The organism is Corynebacterium sp. (genome assembly GCF_052107835.1).
Taxonomy (GTDB): Bacteria; Actinomycetota; Actinomycetes; order Mycobacteriales; family Mycobacteriaceae; genus Corynebacterium.
The window spans coordinates 1-18,334 of record NZ_JBQEDF010000062.1 but is presented as its reverse complement, the minus strand read 5'-3'; the positions used below and the strand labels follow the sequence as shown (position 1 = coordinate 18,334).

Annotated in this window: 16 protein-coding genes and 1 tRNA gene; 5 read left to right on the top strand and 12 right to left on the bottom strand. The window is 68.4% G+C overall.

All coding sequences use genetic code 11. The features are described 5' to 3' along the window. Positions 1–250, bottom strand: a 250-nt coding sequence (locus tag ACTIL2_RS13260) for a GTP-binding protein (RefSeq protein ID WP_442337942.1), incomplete at its 3' end; no start/stop codon positions are given. 174 nt (positions 251–424) lie between these two features. Between ACTIL2_RS13260 and ACTIL2_RS13255 the strand changes: the two genes are divergently transcribed. The 4 genes from ACTIL2_RS13255 (at position 425) to ACTIL2_RS13240 (ending at position 4,852) form a co-directional block, all read left to right on the top strand. After that, positions 425–2,341: an aconitate hydratase gene (locus tag ACTIL2_RS13255; protein WP_442337944.1), complete on the top strand. Its 1,917-nt coding sequence runs from the start codon at positions 425–427 to the stop codon at positions 2,339–2,341. A 105-nt stretch (positions 2,342–2,446) separates the two neighbouring features. Continuing rightward, the gene (locus ACTIL2_RS13250; protein ID WP_442337941.1) at positions 2,447–4,108 is read left to right on the top strand and encodes an FAD-dependent oxidoreductase; all 1,662 of its coding nucleotides are present in this window, start codon (positions 2,447–2,449) and stop codon (positions 4,106–4,108) included. Positions 4,109–4,229: 121 nt separating this feature from the next. Then, positions 4,230–4,451, top strand: coding sequence for an antitoxin VbhA family protein (locus ACTIL2_RS13245; RefSeq protein WP_442337940.1), 222 nt, complete (start codon positions 4,230–4,232; stop codon positions 4,449–4,451). Positions 4,452–4,630: 179 nt separating this feature from the next. Continuing rightward, the gene (locus ACTIL2_RS13240; protein ID WP_442337939.1) at positions 4,631–4,852 is read left to right on the top strand and encodes a hypothetical protein; all 222 of its coding nucleotides are present in this window, start codon (positions 4,631–4,633) and stop codon (positions 4,850–4,852) included. 12 nt (positions 4,853–4,864) lie between these two features. On the opposite strand, the gene ACTIL2_RS13235 is transcribed toward ACTIL2_RS13240, so the two are convergent. The 11 genes from ACTIL2_RS13235 to ACTIL2_RS13185 form a co-directional block, all read right to left on the bottom strand. Next, positions 4,865–5,659, bottom strand: a complete 795-nt coding sequence (locus tag ACTIL2_RS13235) for an ABC transporter permease (protein ID WP_442337938.1) — start codon at positions 5,657–5,659, stop codon at positions 4,865–4,867. Continuing rightward, the gene (locus ACTIL2_RS13230; RefSeq protein WP_442337937.1) at positions 5,656–6,612 is read right to left on the bottom strand and encodes an ATP-binding cassette domain-containing protein; all 957 of its coding nucleotides are present in this window, start codon (positions 6,610–6,612) and stop codon (positions 5,656–5,658) included. The genes ACTIL2_RS13235 and ACTIL2_RS13230 overlap by 4 nt, the downstream gene beginning before the upstream one ends. A 19-nt stretch (positions 6,613–6,631) precedes the next feature. After that, on the bottom strand, positions 6,632–7,594 hold the full coding sequence (locus tag ACTIL2_RS13225; RefSeq protein ID WP_442337936.1) for an aldo/keto reductase: 963 nt from the start codon (positions 7,592–7,594) through the stop codon (positions 6,632–6,634). 135 nt (positions 7,595–7,729) lie between these two features. Continuing rightward, positions 7,730–8,590 (bottom strand): spermidine synthase, encoded by an 861-nt coding sequence (locus tag ACTIL2_RS13220; RefSeq protein WP_442337935.1) that lies wholly within the window; start codon positions 8,588–8,590, stop codon positions 7,730–7,732. A 3-nt stretch (positions 8,591–8,593) separates the two neighbouring features. Then, positions 8,594–10,324, bottom strand: a complete 1,731-nt coding sequence (dhaL, locus tag ACTIL2_RS13215; RefSeq protein ID WP_442337934.1) for a dihydroxyacetone kinase subunit DhaL — start codon at positions 10,322–10,324, stop codon at positions 8,594–8,596. 22 nt (positions 10,325–10,346) lie between these two features. Next, complete coding sequence (gene pth, locus ACTIL2_RS13210) at positions 10,347–11,009, bottom strand: aminoacyl-tRNA hydrolase (RefSeq protein ID WP_442337933.1); 663 nt, start codon at positions 11,007–11,009, stop codon at positions 10,347–10,349. Continuing rightward, on the bottom strand, positions 11,006–11,617 hold the full coding sequence (gene pth, locus ACTIL2_RS13205; protein WP_442337932.1) for an aminoacyl-tRNA hydrolase: 612 nt from the start codon (positions 11,615–11,617) through the stop codon (positions 11,006–11,008). The genes pth (ACTIL2_RS13210) and pth (ACTIL2_RS13205) overlap by 4 nt, the downstream gene beginning before the upstream one ends. A 99-nt stretch (positions 11,618–11,716) precedes the next feature. Beyond that, positions 11,717–12,358 (bottom strand): 50S ribosomal protein L25/general stress protein Ctc, encoded by a 642-nt coding sequence (locus ACTIL2_RS13200; protein WP_442337931.1) that lies wholly within the window; start codon positions 12,356–12,358, stop codon positions 11,717–11,719. A gap of 190 nt (positions 12,359–12,548) precedes the next feature. Next, complete coding sequence (locus tag ACTIL2_RS13195; RefSeq protein ID WP_442337930.1) at positions 12,549–13,514, bottom strand: ribose-phosphate diphosphokinase; 966 nt, start codon at positions 13,512–13,514, stop codon at positions 12,549–12,551. Positions 13,515–13,660: 146 nt separating this feature from the next. Beyond that, positions 13,661–15,112: a bifunctional UDP-N-acetylglucosamine diphosphorylase/glucosamine-1-phosphate N-acetyltransferase GlmU gene (glmU, locus tag ACTIL2_RS13190; RefSeq protein ID WP_442337929.1), complete on the bottom strand. Its 1,452-nt coding sequence runs from the start codon at positions 15,110–15,112 to the stop codon at positions 13,661–13,663. Between the two features lie 291 nt (positions 15,113–15,403). Next, a tRNA-Gln gene (locus ACTIL2_RS13185) sits at positions 15,404–15,474 on the bottom strand. A gap of 116 nt (positions 15,475–15,590) precedes the next feature. Between ACTIL2_RS13185 and ACTIL2_RS13180 the strand changes: the two genes are divergently transcribed. Further along, the coding region (locus ACTIL2_RS13180) for a transcription-repair coupling factor (protein WP_442337943.1) at positions 15,591–18,334 on the top strand (2,744 nt) is incomplete at its 3' end.

The following is an 18,334-nucleotide window of genomic DNA, read 5'->3' as shown; positions in this document are numbered from 1 at the left end:
GCAGGGCGGAGGACGCCACGGAGATGCCGCGGTCCTTCTCCATGTCCATCCAGTCGGACACCGTGGACTTGCGTCCCGCCTTGCCGTGGACGGCGCCGGCCTCGTTGATGACGTGCGCGTGCAGCGCCAGGGCCTCGGTCAGCGTCGACTTGCCGGCGTCGGGGTGGGCGATGACGGCGAAGGTGCGTCGGCGGTGCGCCTCGGTGGCAACGGACGTGGGGGATGCTGTGGAACTGGCGGTGTCTGACACGTCTGGTCACCTTACCTGCGCTCGGGCCCCTGACCGAACAGTGGCGCCAGGGTAGCGTGGGTGGCACGGTCACATCCACAACTCCCAGGAGGGATAACCGTGAAGACTGAGAAGACGAACGAGAAGAGGAACGTCGCGGAGAAACTCATCGCAGACCACCTGGTCGACGGTGAAATGACGCCGGGGAGCGAGGTCGGCTTGACCGTCGACCAGACGCTCACCCAGGACGCGACGGGGACCATGGTCATGCTGGAGCTCGAGGCGATGGGCCTAGACCGCATCAGGACCGAGCTTTCCGTGCAGTACGTGGACCACAACCTGCTGCAGACCGACGAGAAGAACCCGGACGACCACGTGTTCCTCCAGTCGGCGGCGCAACGTTTCGGACTGTGGTTCTCCAAGGCGGGGAACGGGGTCTCGCACCCGGTGCACCAGGCCCACTTCGGACGGCCCGGTGCCACGATGATCGGGTCCGACTCGCACACCTGCGCCGCGGGGGCCCTGGGCATGCTGGCCATCGGGGTCGGCGGCCTGGAGGTCGCGATGGCAATGGCGGGCCAGCCGCTCTACGTGGCGATGCCCGAGGTATGGGGCGTGGAGCTCACCGGTGAACTGCCCGCGTGGGTCTCCGCCAAGGACGTGGTGCTGGAGATGCTCCGCCGCCACGGCGTGAAGGGCGGTGCCGGCCGGATCATCGAGTACCACGGTCCCGGCCTCGACAACCTCACGGCGATGGACCGGCACGTTATCGCCAACATGGGCGCCGAACTCGGTGCCACCGCGAGCGTGTTCCCGGCCGATGACGCGGTCCGTGACTACCTCGAGGCCGTTGGCCGCGGTGATGACTTCACCCGGCTGGTCGCCGACGACGGCGCAGACTACGACCTCACCGAGCACATCGATCTCAGCGAGCTCGAGCCGCTCATCGCCCGGCCGTCCTCCCCCGGCAATGTCGTGCCGGTCAGGGAGGTTTCGGCGGAGGACGAGGAGGTCTCCCAGGTCGTCGTGGGCTCCTCGGCGAACCCGGGGCTGCGCGATTTCGCCATGGTCGCCGAGATCCTCGAGGGGCGCTCGACCGCGCCGGGGGTCTCGGTGGACATCAACCCCACCTCCCGCGAGGTCCTCGCCGACATGATCGCCGGCGGGTGGCTGACCTCGGTGGTCAAGGCCGGTGCCCGGATCCACCAGTCCGGCTGCATGGGCTGCATCGGGATGGGGCAGGCCCCGGCGAGCGGACGGGACTCCCTGCGCACGATGCCGCGCAACTTCCCGGGACGCTCCGGCACGGAGGAGGACTCCGTGTGGCTGTGTTCGCCGGAGACGGCCGCGGCCGCCGCCCTGACGGGGAAGATCACCGACCCCCGGGAACTGGGGTCGCTGTACGACATGGCGTACCCGGTGCCGGAGATGCCGGAGAAGTACAGCTCCGTGGATGACATGCTGCTGGCACCGCTCGCCCCCGACGAGGCATCCAAGGTGGAGCTGGTCAAGGGGCCGAACATCTCCTCGCTGCCGGAGTTCGATCCGTTGGACGACCGGCTGGAGGCGCCCGTGCTGCTGGTGATGGACGACGACGTCTCGACCGACGAGATCATGCCGGCAGGGTCCCGGGTGCTGCCGTACCGCAGCAACATCCCGAAGATCTCGGAGTTCAGTTTCTCCCGCATCGACGACACCTACTTCGACCGGGCGTCGTCCACCGGCAACAACGGCAGCCACGTGGTGGTCGCCGGTGACAACTACGGGCAGGGGTCGTCCCGCGAGCATGCCGTCGTCGCGCCCCGCTACCTGGGACTGCGCGCGGTGATCGCGAAGTCCTTCGCCCGGATCCACTGGCAGAACCTGGCGAACTTCGGGATCCTGCCGCTCGAGTTCGACGACCCGTCCGACCACGACGCCGTGTCCCGGGACGACGAGGTCGTGATCACCGGGCTGCGGGACGCGCTGCGCGACGGTGACCGGGTGGACGCCACGATCGGCGGACGCGAGGTTGTGCTGCGCCACCGCCTGTCCGACCGGCAGGTGGAGATGGTGATCGCCGGGGGCCGCATCCCCTACACCGCGGCCACCCCCGATCCGGCGGTCGCGTAACCCGGACGGCGTAGCATCGGGAAGCGTAGATTTCGTCGGTGAAAGCATCGGGGAAGGACATCACTCCGCCGCCGGTGCGCGAGCACGCTGAAGGAGCGTGGCATCATGAGCGGGACAGAGAACGGCACGGGGTCCGGTACGGGTTTCGACAGGGAATTCGACGTGGTCGTCGTGGGATCCGGGGCGGCGGGGATGTCCACCGCGATGGGCGCGTTGGACGAGGGGTTGAGCGTCCTGATCCTGGAGAGCACGGGCAAATGGGGCGGCAACACCTCCATGTCCGGCGGGGGGCTGTGGTTGCCGGACAACCCGCTGATGCAGGCCGATCAGGTCGGTGACTCCCGGGAGGAGGCGCTGGAGTACCTGGAGGCCACGGTGGGTGATGAGGGACGGTCCACCAGCCGTGAACGCAAGGAGGCCTTCGTCGACGGCATCGCCGATTTCGTGACGACCGGGCAGAGGTTCGGGATGGAGTTCGTCCGCTCACCCGACTATGCCGACTACTACCCGGAGCGTCCCGGCGGCAAGATCGGTCGGTCCATCGAGCACAAACCCTTCCCGATGAAGCGGCTGGGTGAGTGGTCGAAAACCTGCCAGATGTCCACCCCGATGCCCATCAAGACCGATGACGTGTGGCTGCTGACCAGGGCCTGGTCCACCGTCAGCGGGTTCCGCCGGGGCGCGGAGATGGTCCTGCGCACCGCAGCGGCCACGGTCAAGGAGGGCTGGCCGGCGGGGATCGGTGCGGCGCTGGCGTCGTCCTTCCTGGAGAAGGTCGTGATCCAGGGTGGAGCGGAACTGTGGCTCGAATCTCCGCTCCAGGAGCTGGTCTTCGACGGCGAGAAGGTGGTCGGTGTGAAAACCACCAAGAACGGCACGTCACTGACCATCGGCGCATCGAAGGGGGTCATGCTCGCCGGCGGCGGCTTCGACCACAACCGGGCCAAGCGCAGGGAACTGCAGGGGCTGGAGGGCAACCCGTCCGGCGCGGAAGGCAACCTCGGCGGACCGATCGACATCGCCGTGGACGCCGGTGCGGCGACCGAACTCCTCGACGACGCCTGGTGGGGTGCCTCGGTCGCGGCAAGTTCCGCGTCCGGCACGCTGTTCGTGCTCGGCGAGCGCTCCGTCCCGCACGGCATCATCGTGGATGCGAAGGGCGAGCGCTTCGCCAATGAGTCGGAGTCCTACGTGGACCTGGGCCACCACATGATCGAGCATGACATCGACGGTGACTTCTGGCTGGTCGCCGACCATGTCCATGCGCTGAAGTACCTGCGCAACTACATGCTTGACCCGAGGGGCGTGAAGGCGATGAAGGCCGAGGGGATCCTGCACAAGGCGGACACCCTCGAGGAACTCGCCTCGTCCATCGGTGCCGACCCGGCGACGCTGCGGTCGACCGTGGACCGGTTCAACGGCTTCGCCCGCGCCGGGGTGGACGGCGACTTCGGACGCGGAAACTCGGCCTACGACCGCTACTACTCCGATCCGAACGTCCACCCGAACCCGAACCTGGGCACCCTGGAGAAGAAGCCGTTCACCGCGGTGAAGCTGGTGATCGGCGACCTGGGCACCAAGGGTGGCGTGGTGTGCGATGAGTTCTCGCGGGCCCTGCGCGAGGACGGTTCGGTGATCGACGGCCTGTACTCCGCCGGCAACAACTCGGCGGTGGTGATGGGCCGGACCTACCCGGGTCCCGGGTCGACGATCGGTCCGGCCTCGGTGTTCGGGATGATCGCGGGGAGGCACATGGCCGGGAGGTAGTCTCATGGGCCTCGCCGGAAGTGTTACCACCCTAAAGTGGTAACACTTCCCTGGGGCACGGGGCTGTCGTGGGGTGGCGCGCGATGGTGCCCTGATCAACAGGAAATGGGAGGTCAGCATCATGACGGACTACCGCACCGATGACCAGAAAGCCGCTGCTGTCGCCGCGTCGATGACGATGGCGGGGCAGCCGGTCACGCCGGAGGATGAAGCGCGTGGGCGGAGGATCCTTCGTGGTGAGACTTCCGCCGACCAGACAGTACTGGAGATTCTGGAGGAGGAGGGGCTCTCCGGTATGCCGAGGGCGGCGGAATTGCGACGGCGAATCACTCGGGGAGCATAGGGGAAAACGTGGGGGACGCCGCTGGAAGTGCTCCGGAGAACTACTTCGGCATTGGGGATCCGGATGGACTTGAACGAATCGCCGGACGACTTGCGGCGCAGAGATTGTATGAACTCGAGGACTCACCACCCCTCACCACCTTCACCCGTGATGACCTCATCGGGGTCCACTCAAACATCATGCAGGACATCTACCCGTGGGCAGGGGAGATCCGCACCACCGAGGTCGGTGCCATGGGCATGGCGATGTGTCGTACGCAGTTCGTGGACCGGGAGCTGCGTCCGGCGGTGACGGCTGTCGGGGAGGGTGCGTCGGGTTCATTGGGGGCGACGGAGGGGAGCTGGGACAACCGGACCGCCGCCGAGATCTTCCACGGAATGATGGAGTCCCGTCGGCGGTGAGATGCCGGTAATTCACTCCACCCGGCTGAACCGGCGCGTGGCGGCGGTGCCGAAGACCGTCACCATAACCACGCAGCCGATCAGCACGGTGATGACGGGGTTCTGCATGGTCCACACGTCCGGCACGGGGGCACCCCCGGTGTTGCCGAAGAGTTCACGGGTGGCCTGGACCAGGGCGCTGACCGGGTTGTAGTTCGCGAAGGTCTCCAGCGCGGTGGGCATGGTCTCGGCGGGGACGAAGCCGTTGGACAGGAAGCTCAGTGGGAACAGGATCATGAAGGACGCACTGTTCAACGCCTCCGGACTCTTCACCATCAGCCCCAGCCACACCAGCACCCAGGCGAAGCTCCAGGAGAAGACCAGCAGCAGAGCCAGCCCGCCGACCAGCCCCCACAGCCCGTTGTCGAAACGCCAGCCCACCGCGAGCCCGGCGAGCACCATGACGATGAGCGTCAACGCGCTCAGGACGACATCGCCCAGCGTCCTGCCGACGAGGACCGCAGACGGGGCCATGGGGAGCGTCCTGAACCGGTCGATGAGCCCCTTCTTCCTGTCCTCGGCCATGAGGATGCCGGAGAACGTCCCGCCGAAGATCATTGTCTGCACGAAGATGCCCGCCATCAGGAAGGACGTGTAGTCCTGGCCGGGGACGTCAATCGCGCCGCCGAGGACCTGGCTGAACAGCAGGACGAACATCAGCGGCTGCGCCATGCCCCACACCAGCAGGTCCGGGGTGCGGCGGTAGCGGGTGATGTTGCGCAGGGTGACGGCACGGACGTCGATGAGCCACTCGGCCACCGGGTTCATGAACGTGCCTCCGATCCGGTCAGCGACAGGAAAACGTCGTCGAGGCTGGGGCGGGCAAGTCCGACGTCATGGATGCCGGTGCCCTGTTCCCTGAGTCTGGCCAGGGCCTGTTCCAGGGCGACGGGGCCGTCGGCGACGGTGACGCTCACGGACCGGCCGTCGATGCGGGGACGCTCGTCGGCGCGGACGCTGAGCGGGGCCAGCAGATCCGCAGTGTGCCCGACATCGTCCGCGTCCTCCAGGGTGACCTTGATGCTCTGACCGCCGACCTGGGCCTTGAGCTGGTCGGCGGTTCCTTCGGCGATGACGGTGCCCCGGTCGATCACGCTGATCTCGTCTGCGAGCTGGTCCGCCTCCTCCAGGTACTGCGTGGTGAGCAGCAGGGTCGTCCCCGCGGCCACGCGTTCGCGGATCACCTCCCACAGGTTCATCCGCGCGACGGGGTCGAGCCCGGTGGTCGGTTCGTCGAGGAAGAGGATCTTCGGGTCGCTGACCAGGGACGCCGCCAGATCGGCACGCCGCCGCATACCGCCGGAGAAACCCTTGACCGGGCGGTCGGCCGCGGCGGTGAGGTCGAAGAGCTCCAGGAGTTCCCCCGCGCGCTGCTTCGCCCTCCTGTCGCCGAGATGGAACAGGCGGCCGATGAGCAGCAGGTTCTCGCGGGCGGAGAGTTCCTCGTCGATGGTGGCGTACTGGCCGGACGCCCCGATGATGCGCCGGACGGCGGCGGCGTCCTTCACCACGTCCAGACCCGCGACCGTGGCGGTGCCGGCGGTGGGGCGGGTCAGCGTGGTCAGGACCTTGACCGCGGTTGTTTTCCCGGCGCCGTTGGGTCCGAGCAGTCCGCGCACGGTGCCCTCCCCGACAGTGAGGTCGATGCCGTCGAGGGCACGGACCTCGCCGCTGGAGGACTGGTAGATCTTCTGCACGTCATGGAGCTCTATGAGGGCCATGCCATGGATGGTACTGGTTTCAGGCGAGTGGTTTCTCCCAGTCGCCGCGGACCTGTGCCCCGGACTCCGTGATCTCGGTGGCGAGCTGTTCGATGCGCTCTACCTCGTCACCGGTGAGTGAGACTCCCGCGGTGCGGACCTGCGAGTCGATGTGGCGCTGCTTGGTCACACCGATGATCGGGATTGTGCCCTTGGTCGTCGCCCATACCGTGGCGACCTCGGCGACGCTGAGCCCGCCGTGGTTCCCGCCGATCTCGGCGAGCGCTCCGGTGAGGTTCTCCAGCAGGGGCAGGATGCCGTTGTAGGTGCGCGCCCGGTCGCTGCCCTCGGGCAGGGGGTGCTGTGTGGAGTAGGCACCGGTCAACGCACCCTGCTCCAGCACCATGTAGGAGTAGAAGTCCACGTTGTGGCTGAGGCAGTGGTCCAGGATACCGGTGTCCTCGGAGTCGCGGAACAGCAGGCTGTAGTGGTTCTGGACGGCGGAGAGCTCCACGCCGCCGTCGCCGAGGATCTCGGTGACGCGCCGGATCTGCTCCAGGTTGTGGTTCGAGACACCGACCTGCTTCACCTTCCCGGCCTTGACCAGCGGGATGAGTTGGGGCGTCCACTTCTCGATGTCGTCCTGGTTGTGGATCCAGTACAGGTCAACGTGGTCGGTGCCGAGACGGTCGAGGCTGGCGTCCAGCATGGTCTCCATGTCGTCGCCGTACTGGTCGGAGATGCCCGGGGTGAACTTGGTCGAGATCAGGTAGTCGGATCGGCTGTAAGGTGCCAGCAGCTCACCGAGGATCTGCTCGGAGTTGCCGGCGGCGTAGACCGGTGCGGTGTCCCACAGGGTGAGACCCTGTTCCATCGCGGCATCCACGATGGGTTTCAGGTCGGACGCGCCGAGGTCGTTGCCGAAGACCTGGTCGCCGCCGGCGTCACCGGTGCCCCAGGACCAGGTGCCGAGTGCGACGTGGGGGAGTGGAGGTTGAGTCATGCCTGCCACGTTACGCGGGGAACGTGGCGCCGAACAGGTTGCTGGCGGGGCAGGGGGGTTTGCGTCACGGTGTGGCTGCGATCGTGGCACGCACGAGGCAGATATGCGATGACTTCCGCCCTGCTGGACGGCGCATCATTGACGCGGCTTCGCGCCGGAGAAGAAGCGCCGCGTCCACTCCCCGTCCTTGAAATGGGCGGGGACTGCGCCGCTGAGCAGTTCCCGGCTCGGGGGTTCGGTGATCCCGGTGTCCGACGCGAGCAGCACGATATTGCCGTAGCGCCGGCCCTTCAGCATCGGGGGATCGGCGATGACGGCCACGTGCTCCCACACCTCCGCCATGCCGGCGAGCTCCGCCTTCGCCCCCGACAGGTCCGCGTGGTCGCCGCAGTTGGATACGTAGAGGCCGCCCGGTGCCAGACCCCGGTGGCAGTCACGGAAGAAGTCGACGGTGGTGAGGTTCTCCGGTGTCACGGCGCCGGAGAAGACGTCACGGATGATCACGTCCCGGCTTGCCGGGGTGAAGGCATCTGCGACCTCGCGCGCATCGTCCACCCGGATCTTCACCCGGGGACTGCGGGGGATGTCGAACCACTTCCGTGCCAGTACGGCGAGCTCCCCGTCCAGTTCCACCACGGTGTTGCGGGAACCGGGGTAGACGTCGGCGAAGTAGCGTGCCATCGTGCACGCCCCGCCGCCGAGGTGGGTGAGGCGCAGCTTGGTGGGGTCGGGTACGGAGGCACCGACGTGGCTCTCCACGGCGACGGCAATCCACTGCATGTACTCGAAGACGAGTTCCCGGGGTTCCCCGACCACGATGTGGGAGCTGGGTACGCCGTTGACGCTGATCAGCCAGCCGTTGCCGGTGTACGGGTCCGGCTCGAGCTCGATCAGGCCGTAGTCGCCCTCGTAGGTGCCTGCGACCGGACCGTCGTCCCCGGGGGCCGTCGGTCCGGGTACGCCGCGGTACGTTCTCGAGTTCCTGCGGTGGGCCACCGCCTACTCCATCTCCCCGGCACCGCCGAAGATCCAGGCGATGACCAGAGCGCCCGGGTCAACCACGCCACGGGCGCGGTCGCCGAGGTAGGACGCCCGCCCCTTGTTCCCTTTCAGATCGGAGGTCGAACGGGCACCGTCCAGGGCCGCGGCATGGATCGCCGCGAGGTCGGGTGCGGCGTCCGGATCCGCGGAGGCGGCGTCGCGCGCCGCGGTGGCCGCGGGGTCCAGGGCATCCACCATGGTGCGGTCACCGGGCTTCGCCCCGCCCAGCTCCGTCACCGCGTCCAGCGCCCGCGACAGGGCCGTGGCCAGTTCACCGGCGGACAGGGAGGGGGACTCGTCCGCCTGGGCGGTCGTGGCCATCTCGCGGAACATGGTGCCGAAGATCGCCCCCGACGTCCCGCCGGCACGCACGAACAACCGGTTCGACAACGCGGACAGCACCTCGGCGTCCGTCCCACGCAACTCCTGCGGCAGATCCCCGAACGCCGCCTCCATGTTCGTGCCGAAATCGCCGTCGCCGGCCAAACGGTCCAGCTCGGTGAGGTCGTCGACGGCACCGGTTACCCCGGTGACGAAGTCGGTGAGCCACTGGTTCACCGGCGAGCCGTCGCCTCCGGGGACGTCGTCATCGACCCGGGTCACCGCGTCCACCGGTTCCGGGTCGACGCCGAGGGTGCACGGCCAGGCGGGGGCGGACGTCGGGTCGTCCAGCAGGGAGACTATGTCGTCGCCGTCGCCGTCGCCGTTGCCGTCGGTGAGCCGGGTCAGTGTCACGGAGATCCCGGCCATGTTCACCGAGGTCACGAAGCTGCCGACGAGGCTGCGGGACACGGAGACCCCCCGGGGCCCGAGGAAGCGCAGGACCTCGTCGAAGATCAGGTCCAGTTCCAGGTTCGTGGTGGCGCCCAGGCCGTTGACCAGGCACACCACCCGTTCACCCTCCGTGAGTCCGAGGTCGTCGACGATCGCCGAGACAAGCCTGCCGACCACGTCGTGGGCCGGGGCGATCGCGACCCGCTCCACCCCGGCCTCGCCGTGGATCCCCACCCCGATCTCCATCTCACCCTCGTCGAGATCGAAGGTGTAGCGCCCGGAGGTGGGCAGGTGGCCGGGGGACACCGCCGCGGCCATGGAGCGGGAGTTGTCCGCCGTGGACTGTGCGAGCCGCGCCACCTCGTTCAGGGAGTACCCACGCTGGGCGGCGGCCCCGGCGACCTTCTCGACCAGGATGGTCGCCCCAGTGCCGCGGCGTCCCGGGCCGGAGCTTTCGTCGTCGTCCCCGTTCTCCGTCGCCACGTCATCGGCGACGATGACCTCCCGGGTGTCGACGTCGGGGAGTCCCTGCCTGGCGACCCGGAAGTTGATCACGTCGCCGGTGTAGTTCTTCACGATGTGGACCACGCCCCTGCCACCGGAGGCCCGGTCCGCCCACGTCGTGGCCTCGGTGACCTGCACGGCATTCGGGGAGGTGAACAGCAGTCCCGGCACGGCGGCGGCGAGCATCCCGTCGCCGAGGAAGCCGGCGTGCATGGGTTCGTGGCCTGAGCCGCCGCCGGAGATCACGGCGACAGCCGGGGTGCCGTCCCCGGTGGTGACGGGCGATTCGCGGGCGATGAACCCGGCGTCGTCCCATCGTGCGTCCGGATGCGAGGCGACGAAGCCTCCGAGGGCGCGGGGGAGGAACTCCCCGGGGTCGTTGCGGAAGGAGCGGGGGGAAGAGTCAGCCATGCCCGCACCCTACCCGCGGCGGCTACCGTCGCGGGTGGATCTCGTTCTGGGCTGCGGCGACGCCGCGTCCGACGATGATGTCCACGGCATCGGCGGCCGTGTCCGCCACCGCGTCCCAGTCGTGGCCGTCGCCCAGGGCGGTGAGCACGTGCTCGACGACGCCGACGCCCTTTCCCGGACGCCCGATACCGACCCGGACGCGGACGTAGTCGCGCGTGCCGAGCTTGTCGGTGAGGGACTTCAGTCCGTTGTGCCCGTTCTCGTTGCCGCCCAGTTTCACCTTGACCTTCCCGGCCGGCAGGTCCAGTTCATCGTGGACGGCGATGATGTGGTCGGGGGTGATCCCGTAGGACGCAGCGAGCGGGGCCACGGCCTCCCCGGACAGGTTCATGTACGTCGTCGGCCGGACCAGCAGGACGCCGTGCCCGTCCACCTCGGTGCGGGCGACGCGCGCCTTGATCCCCGGGATCCCGCGCAGCTCGTCCTGGCCGGACCGGTCGAGGAGCCGGTCGGTCACCAGGTATCCCACGTTGTGCCGTGTCCCGGCGTACGTCGGGCCGGGATTGCCCAGGCCGATGACCAGCCACTGGGCGGGTGGCAGGGCATCCGGGTCCACTGTCGAGCCGTCGCGCGGTCGCCGGAGGGCGGAGGAGAGGGCGGTGACCAGCCGGGTGAGCACACTCATGCCGACACCCTACCGGTCGCGACGTCCGCGACGAGGTCGGCGGCGTCCGCCAGCACGATCGGCAGTTCGCTGCGTTCCGCCTTCGCGAAGGGTTTCAGGACGTACGCCGCCGGGGCCATGCGTCCCGGAGGCCGCCCGATGCCCACCTGGATGCGCGGGAAGTCGCGGGTCCCCAGCGACTTCGCGATGTCCTTGAGTCCGTTGTGCGCGTTGAGCCCGCCGCCTATCTTGAGCTTCACGGAGCCCAGACCGAGGTCAAGCTCGTCGTGGATGACCAGGATCCGGGCGGGGGCGACCTTGTAGTAGGTGGCCAGGGCCTTGACCGGCCCGCCCGACAGGTTCATGTAGCTGCGCGGCCGGGCCAGGATGATGCGCCGGTCGTCCAGCCGGGTCTCCGCCACCTGTGCGTTGAGCTTGCGGTTGGTGCTGAGGCTGGCCGGTCCAGCCGGACCCCCGCTGTTCCCTGCCACCTCGTCGAGGACCATGGCACCGATGTTGTGCCGGGTGCCCTCGTACTCCGCCCCCGGGTTGCCGAGGCCGATGACGAGCAGGGGGGTGGTGCCTGTACTGTTCACCCGAACATCATCCCACACCCACCCCTCACTCATCCCCTCACGCAGATTGGCACCCAGGGACGGTTTCCTTCAGTGAAACAGTCCCCGGGTGCCGGGATGCCGCCGTCCCGGTGAACGGGAGGAGCGGAGAAACTACTCGGAGTCGTCGTCCGATGCCTCGGCGGCGGCCTCTGCGGCCTCCTCCTCGGTCTGGACTGCCTCGGCGTCCTCCTCCGGCTCGGGGGCGACCTCCGGGGCGATGACGTTGACGATCAGCGTGTCCTCGTCGGAGACCAGCGTGGTGTTCGCCGGCATCTGCAGGTCGCCGGCCAGGACCTGGTCGCCGATCTCCTTGCCCTCGATGGAGAAGTAGATCTCCTCGGGGATGGACAGCACGTCGGACTCGACGGTGACGACGTCGGCGTCCTGCACAACCTGGGTACCGGAGGCGGCCTCGCCCTCGGAGACGACGGGCACGTCGACCTCGACCTTCTCGCCGCGCTTCACGGAGAGCAGGTCGGCATGGTCGATGTCCAGGGTCAGGACGTTCTGGTCCACGGACTTGATCATGCAGAGGTTGTCCTCGCCGTCGATCTCGACTTCGAGGATGGCGTTGACGCCGTTGTTGCGCACGATGCCCTGGAACTCCAGCAGCTCGAAGCTGACGTGGAGCGGCTCGTGGAAGGATCCGTACAGGACGGCCGGGATGCGCCAGTCGCGGCGCAGACGGCGGGCCGCGCCCTTGCCGAACTCGGTGCGGGGCAGGCCGCTGATGCGGTTGATGTTGGTTGCCATGGTCTTCTCCTGGACATGTGGTCGTGGATTTCGGGGATTGATCGGTCTCACGAAAAAACCGCGGCCACCGCCATCATGACGGGGTCGCGGCTGAAGGTGCGTATGACCGTCCCAGGGAAGAACCGTGGAACGTATTCGCGCCGATAACGGCTGGTTCACACCAGCCCTCGCCGAGACGGGGGACAGTGTATCACTCGAACAGCGTGGTGACCGAACCGTTCTCGAAGATCTCGTGGACGGTCTTCGCGACCAGCGGCGCAATGGGCAGGACGGTCAGGTTGTCCCAGCCCTCGGTGTTCTGCGGCAGGGTGTCGGTGGTGATGACCTCGCGGGCGCCGCAGTCGTTGAGACGCTCGCGGGCGGGGCCGGAGAACACACCGTGGGTGGTGGCGATGATGACGTCGCCGGCGCCGGCCTCGCGCAGCACCTTCACCGCGCCGGCGATGGTTCCGCCGGTGTCGATCATGTCGTCCAGCAGCACGCAGGTGCGTCCCTCGACATCGCCGACGACGCGGTTGGCGGTGACCTTGTTGGCCACGTCCACGTCGCGGGTCTTGTGGACGAAGGCCAGCGGGGCGCCGTCGAGCACGTTCGACCACTTCTCGGCGACCTTCACGCGGCCGGCGTCGGGGGAGACCACGCAGAGGTTGTCCATCCCGTACTTGTCGATGATGTGGTCGGTGAGGATCGGCATGGCGTGCATGTGGTCCACGGGGCCGTCGAAGTAGCCCTGGATCTGGTCGGTGTGCAGATCCACCGAGACGATCCGGTCGGCACCGGCGGTCTTCAGCATGTCGGCGACCAGGCGGGCGGAGATCGGCTCGCGTCCCCGGTGCTTCTTGTCCTGGCGGGCGTAGGGGTAGAACGGCAGGATCGCGGTGATGCGCTTGGCGGAGCCGCGCTTCAGGGCGTCGATCATGATGAGCTGCTCCATGACCCACTTGTTCAGCGGTTGCGGGTGGGCCTGCAGCACGAAGGCGTCGGAGCCACGGACCGATTCCTCGAACCGGACGAAGATCTCACCGTTGGCGAAGTCGTGGGCTGTGGTGGGGGTCAACTCGACCCCGAGCTCACGAGCGACGGCCTCGCCGAGCTCGGGGTGGGCACGACCGGAGAAGAGCATCAGGTTCTTCTGATTGTCGATCCAGTGGGACACGGGTTCTACGACCTTTCCGACATGGGTGGAGAGCTAGTCACTGAGCTTATCGCTGGGATGAGTGTAGGACGGGGTGTTTGCGCGAACCAACACGGGTTCGCCTTACGTGTCCCCCGCACGGGGTCAGGGCCCCGGCGGGTGACGCGTCAGGCGGGGTCGGTGTCCTGCGCCTTTTCGGCGGCCTCGGCGGCGGGTGTACCGGGACGTTTGCGCTGCACCCAGCCCTCGATGTTGCGCTGGCGGCCCTCGGTGATGGCCAGGGCGCCGGCGGGGACGTCGTCCTTGATCACGGTCCCGGCGCCGGAGTACGCGCCGTCGCCGACGGTCACCGGTGCGATGAACATCGTGTCCGAGCCGGTGCGCACGTGTGAGCCGACGGTGGTGTGGTGCTTCTCCACGCCGTCGTAGTTGACGAAGACGCTGGACGCGCCGATGTTGGACTCCTCACCGATCGTGGCGTCGCCCACGTAGGTGAGGTGCGGGACCTTGGAGCCCCTGCCGATGGTGGCCTTCTTCGTCTCGACGAAGCCGCCGAGCTTGCCGTCCTCGCCCAGGTCCGTGCCGGGTCGCAGGTAGGTGAACGGGCCGACCTCGGCATTCGGGCCGATGACCGACTCGATGGCGTGGGTGCGGACCACGGAGGCCCCCTCGCCGACGGTGACGTCCTGCAGGGTGGAATCGGGTCCGACGGTGACGTTGTCGGCGATGGTCGTGGTGCCCTTGAGCTGGGTACCGGGCAGGACGGTGACGTCGCGTCCGACGGTGACCTCGACGTCGATCCACGTCGTGGTCGGGTCGACGATGCTCGCCCCGCCGCGCATGGCCTTCTCCACGGTGCGGCGGTTCAGTTCGGCCCCGGCGGCGGCGAGCTGGACGCGGTCGTTGACGCCGGCCAGTTGACGGGTGTCGTCGGAGTGGTAGGCGCGGACCGGGTGGCCGTCGTGGCGGGCGATGCCGAGCACGTCGGTGAGGTACAGCTCGCCCTGGGAGTTGTCGGTCCGCAGGCGGGTCAGTGCGTCGCGCAGGATGCCGGCGTCGAAGGCGAAGACACCGGAGTTGATCTCGGTAACGGCCTTCTCGGCGGCGTCGGCGTCCTTCTCCTCGACGATGGCGGTGACTTCGCCCTCGTCGTTGCGGATGATCCGGCCGTAGCCGAACGGGTCGTCCAGCGCCGTGGTGAGCACGGTGACACCGGTGGGGACATCGGTGTGCGCGGAGTGGAGGTGGCCGAGGGTCGCACCGGTGAGCAGGGGGACGTCGGCGTTGGTGACGATGACGGTGCCGTCGAAGCCGTCGAGGGCGGCGATGCCGCACTGCACGGCGTGGCCGGTGCCGAGCTGCTCCTCCTGGACGGCGAGGCTGACCGGCGCGTCCAGTTCGGCGGCGATGGCTTCGGCGGCGGGGCCGACCTGGTCACGGCCGTGCCCGATGACGGCGACGATGCGCTCCGGCGAGATGGTGTCGGCGGCGTGCAGGCTGTGGGAGAGCAGCGTGCGGCCACCGATGGAGTGCAGCGTCTTCTGCGTGGCCGACTTCATGCGGGTGCCGGCGCCCGCGGCGAGCACGATGACGGCTACTGGTGTGTTCTCTTCAGTCACGATGGGCGGTGTCCTTTGTATTAAACGGGTCACACGAATGCCCGTCAGTGTAACGCTGCGGGGTGGCTGATCCGGCGACCGGGGGAGTAAAGCGCAGGTCGCGAGGGTGTCGGGGAGTTTCGGCGGCGGCTGTGCAGGGGCGACCACGGGGACGTCGGACTTTCACACCCCCAGTGATTCCCACCGGTTGAGACATGCAGGTCAGGGCGCTGCGGAAGCGTAAAGACAATCGCCGTCGGTGTGATAGTCCGACCCCGGCCGACACCCGATCGACGACAGTGGCATGAAAAGCTCCCCCACCAGGACTCGAACCTGGAATGCCGGTACCAAAAACCGGAGTGTTGCCATTACACCATGGGGGAACGCCGGGAACACCGCGGACGCTGTGCGCCACGCGGGCGTCGTGCGTCGGCGTCGCCGGTCAACCGGTCACTCTACCGCATGGGGTGCACCACTACGATGGAACCCCATGAGCGTCATGAGCCCCGCACCCCTGTCCGGCGTCCTGGACACCGTCGCGTCCGACCCGAAGCTGCAGGGGATGGTCACGCACGTCGGCGACCGCCGGCTGCACCTCCAGGGGCCGGACGCCGCATGGCCGTTCGCCCTGGCCACACTGGCGAGGAAGGCGCCTGTCCTCGTGGTGACGGCGACCGGGCGCCAGGCGGAGGACCTCACCGCGCAGCTCACCGCGATGCTGGGGGACACCGTGGCGATGGTGCCGTCCTGGGAGACCCTGCCGCACGAGCGGCTGTCGCCGGGGGTGGAGACCGTCTCGCAGCGCAGGCAGGCCCTGTACCGGCTGGCGCACGGTGAGGTCAGCGTGATCGTCGCCCCGACCCGCTCGGTGGTGCAGCCCGTCATGGCCGGGCTCGGGGACACGGAGCCGGTGCGCCTGGCCGAGGGCGCGGAAGTGGACTTCACCGATGTCCAGGAACGACTCGTGGAGTTCGGCTACACGCATTCGGACGTGGTGGGCAGGCGCGGTGAGTTCGCCACCCGCGGAGGCATCCTCGACATCTTCCCGGCGACCTCGGAGATGCCGGTACGCGTCGATTTCTGGGGCGACGAGATCAGTGAGGTGCGCGTGTTCTCGGTGGGGGACCAGCGCACCATCCCGGAGTCCGTCCCCGGCGAGGTGCTGGTCCACCCGGTACGTGAACTGCTGATCACCGACGGGATCGCCGCCAGAGCGGAGAAGCTGTCCCGGGACAACGCCGGCAACCCGGAGCTGGCGGAGGCCTTCGACAGGATCAGCCAGCGCACCCCGGTCCAGGGCATGGAGTCGCTGATCCCGGTGCTCTACGACGGGTCGATGCAGACCCTCCCGGAACTGATGCCGCAGGGCAGCCACACCGTGGTGCTGACCCCGGCGGCCGTCGAGCGCCGGGCGGAGGACCTGATCGCCACCGGACGAGAGTTCCTCGCCGCAGGCTGGGAGGTCGCCGCCATGGGTGGCGCCGCACCGGTGGACGTGGACGCCATTGCCTCGACCAGCGACGACGCCATGGAGACCGACCGCGCAGGGTACCGCACCCTGGCGTCCCTGCAGGTCACGCAGGACGCACTGGACCGTCCCTGGTGGACGGTCTCGCCCACCGGCATCGCCGACTACGACGACCCCGACGCCGAACCCCTGCTGCTCGACTACTCCCCGGCCCCCGCCCCCCACGGTGACCTGGAGGCTATCGGGCACATGATGTCCACCGTGCGCACGCGGGTGGAGGGCGGGGGACGCGTGGCCTACGCCGCGCCGTCCCCCACGATCGTCGCCCGGATGCTGCGGCGGTTCCGCGAGGCGGGCATCGCCGCGGAAGCGGTGGGCGTGGACCTGGACGGGATCACCGGGCAGGGACGGATGCGCCGCTCCAGGCACACCACCGACCAACAGCCGGCGGAAGGCACCGTCAGTATCTACCAGGCCGTCGCGCACGGGGGCCTGGACACCCGTGACGTCCTGTTCATCACGGAGACCGACGTCACCGGCAACCGTGTGGAGGCGTCCTCCACCGGCAAGCGCAAGGCCGCGAAGAAACGCAACCGGGTCGACCCACTCGCCCTGGAACCCGGTGACCTGGTGGTCCACGACCAGCACGGCATCGGACGGTTCGTGAAGATGACCGAGCGCACCATCGGCAAGGGGGAGGACGCCTCCCGCCGCGAGTACCTCGTCCTGGAGTACGCACCGTCCAAGCGCGGGGGTCCCGGCGACCAACTCTACGTCCCCATGGACCAGCTCGACCTGCTGTCCCGCTACGTCGGCGGGGAGAAGCCCGCCCTGTCGAAGATGGGCGGCTCGGAATGGAAGGCCACCAAGAAGAAGGCCCGTAGCGCGGTCCGGGAGATCGCCGGCGAACTCGTGCAGCTCTACGCGGCGCGCCAGGCAGCACCCGGCTACGCCTTCGATCCGGACACCCCCTGGCAGCGGCAGCTGGAGGAGGCCTTCCCCTTCACCGAGACCGAGGACCAGTACAACTCCATCGAGGCGGTCAAGTCCGACATGGAGAAGCCGGTGCCCATGGACCGGGTGATCGTCGGCGATGTGGGCTACGGCAAGACCGAGGTGGCGGTGCGTGCCGCGTTCAAGGCGGTGCAGTCCGGCAAGCAGGTCGCGATCCTGGTGCCCACCACGCTGCTGGCGCAGCAGCACTACCGCACCTTCGTCGACCGCATGCAGGACTTCCCCACGCAGATCCGCGAACTGTCGCGCTTCACGTCCCCACGCGAGTCGAAGGAGGTCCTCGACGGGATGGCCGAGGGCACCGTGGACATCGTCATCGGCACCCACCGACTGCTGGCCACCGGTGTGCAGTGGAAGAACCTGGGCCTGATCGTGGTCGACGAGGAGCAGCGCTTCGGTGTGGAGCACAAGGAGCACATCAAGTCGCTGCGCACCCACGTGGACGTGCTCACCATGTCCGCGACGCCCATCCCGCGCACCCTGGAGATGTCGATGGCGGGGATCCGGGAGATGTCCACGATCCTCACCCCGCCGCAGGACCGGCACCCCGTCCTCACCTACGTCGGCCCGCAGGACGGCAAGCACATCGCCGCGGCGATCCGCCGCGAGCTGCTGCGCGACGGGCAGGTGTTCTACGTCCACAACAGGGTCAGGAGCATCGAGGACGCGGCCTCGCGCATCCGGGAGCTCGTCCCGGAGGCCCGCGTGGTTGTCGCCCACGGCCAGATGAGCGAGGAGCAGCTGGAGACCACCGTGCAGGG

Excerpts from the sequence above, each read along its gene's own strand:
- ACTIL2_RS13240 (WP_442337939.1), top strand. The coding sequence starts at position 4,631 with ATGCAGGACATCTACCCGTGGGCAGGGGAGATCCGCACCACCGAGGTC.
- pth (WP_442337932.1), bottom strand. The coding sequence starts at position 11,617 with ATGAGTGAGGGGTGGGTGTGGGATGATGTTCGGGTGAACAGTACAGGC.
- ACTIL2_RS13225 (WP_442337936.1), bottom strand. The coding sequence starts at position 7,594 with ATGACTCAACCTCCACTCCCCCACGTCGCACTCGGCACCTGGTCCTGG.
- ACTIL2_RS13245 (WP_442337940.1), top strand. The coding sequence starts at position 4,230 with ATGACGGACTACCGCACCGATGACCAGAAAGCCGCTGCTGTCGCCGCG.
- ACTIL2_RS13230 (WP_442337937.1), bottom strand. The coding sequence starts at position 6,612 with ATGGCCCTCATAGAGCTCCATGACGTGCAGAAGATCTACCAGTCCTCC.
- dhaL (WP_442337934.1), bottom strand. The coding sequence starts at position 10,324 with ATGGCTGACTCTTCCCCCCGCTCCTTCCGCAACGACCCCGGGGAGTTC.
- ACTIL2_RS13250 (WP_442337941.1), top strand. The coding sequence starts at position 2,447 with ATGAGCGGGACAGAGAACGGCACGGGGTCCGGTACGGGTTTCGACAGG.
- pth (WP_442337933.1), bottom strand. The coding sequence starts at position 11,009 with ATGAGTGTGCTCACCCGGCTGGTCACCGCCCTCTCCTCCGCCCTCCGG.
- ACTIL2_RS13255 (WP_442337944.1), top strand. The coding sequence starts at position 425 with ATGACGCCGGGGAGCGAGGTCGGCTTGACCGTCGACCAGACGCTCACC.
- ACTIL2_RS13235 (WP_442337938.1), bottom strand. The coding sequence starts at position 5,659 with ATGAACCCGGTGGCCGAGTGGCTCATCGACGTCCGTGCCGTCACCCTG.
- ACTIL2_RS13200 (WP_442337931.1), bottom strand. The coding sequence starts at position 12,358 with ATGGCAACCAACATCAACCGCATCAGCGGCCTGCCCCGCACCGAGTTC.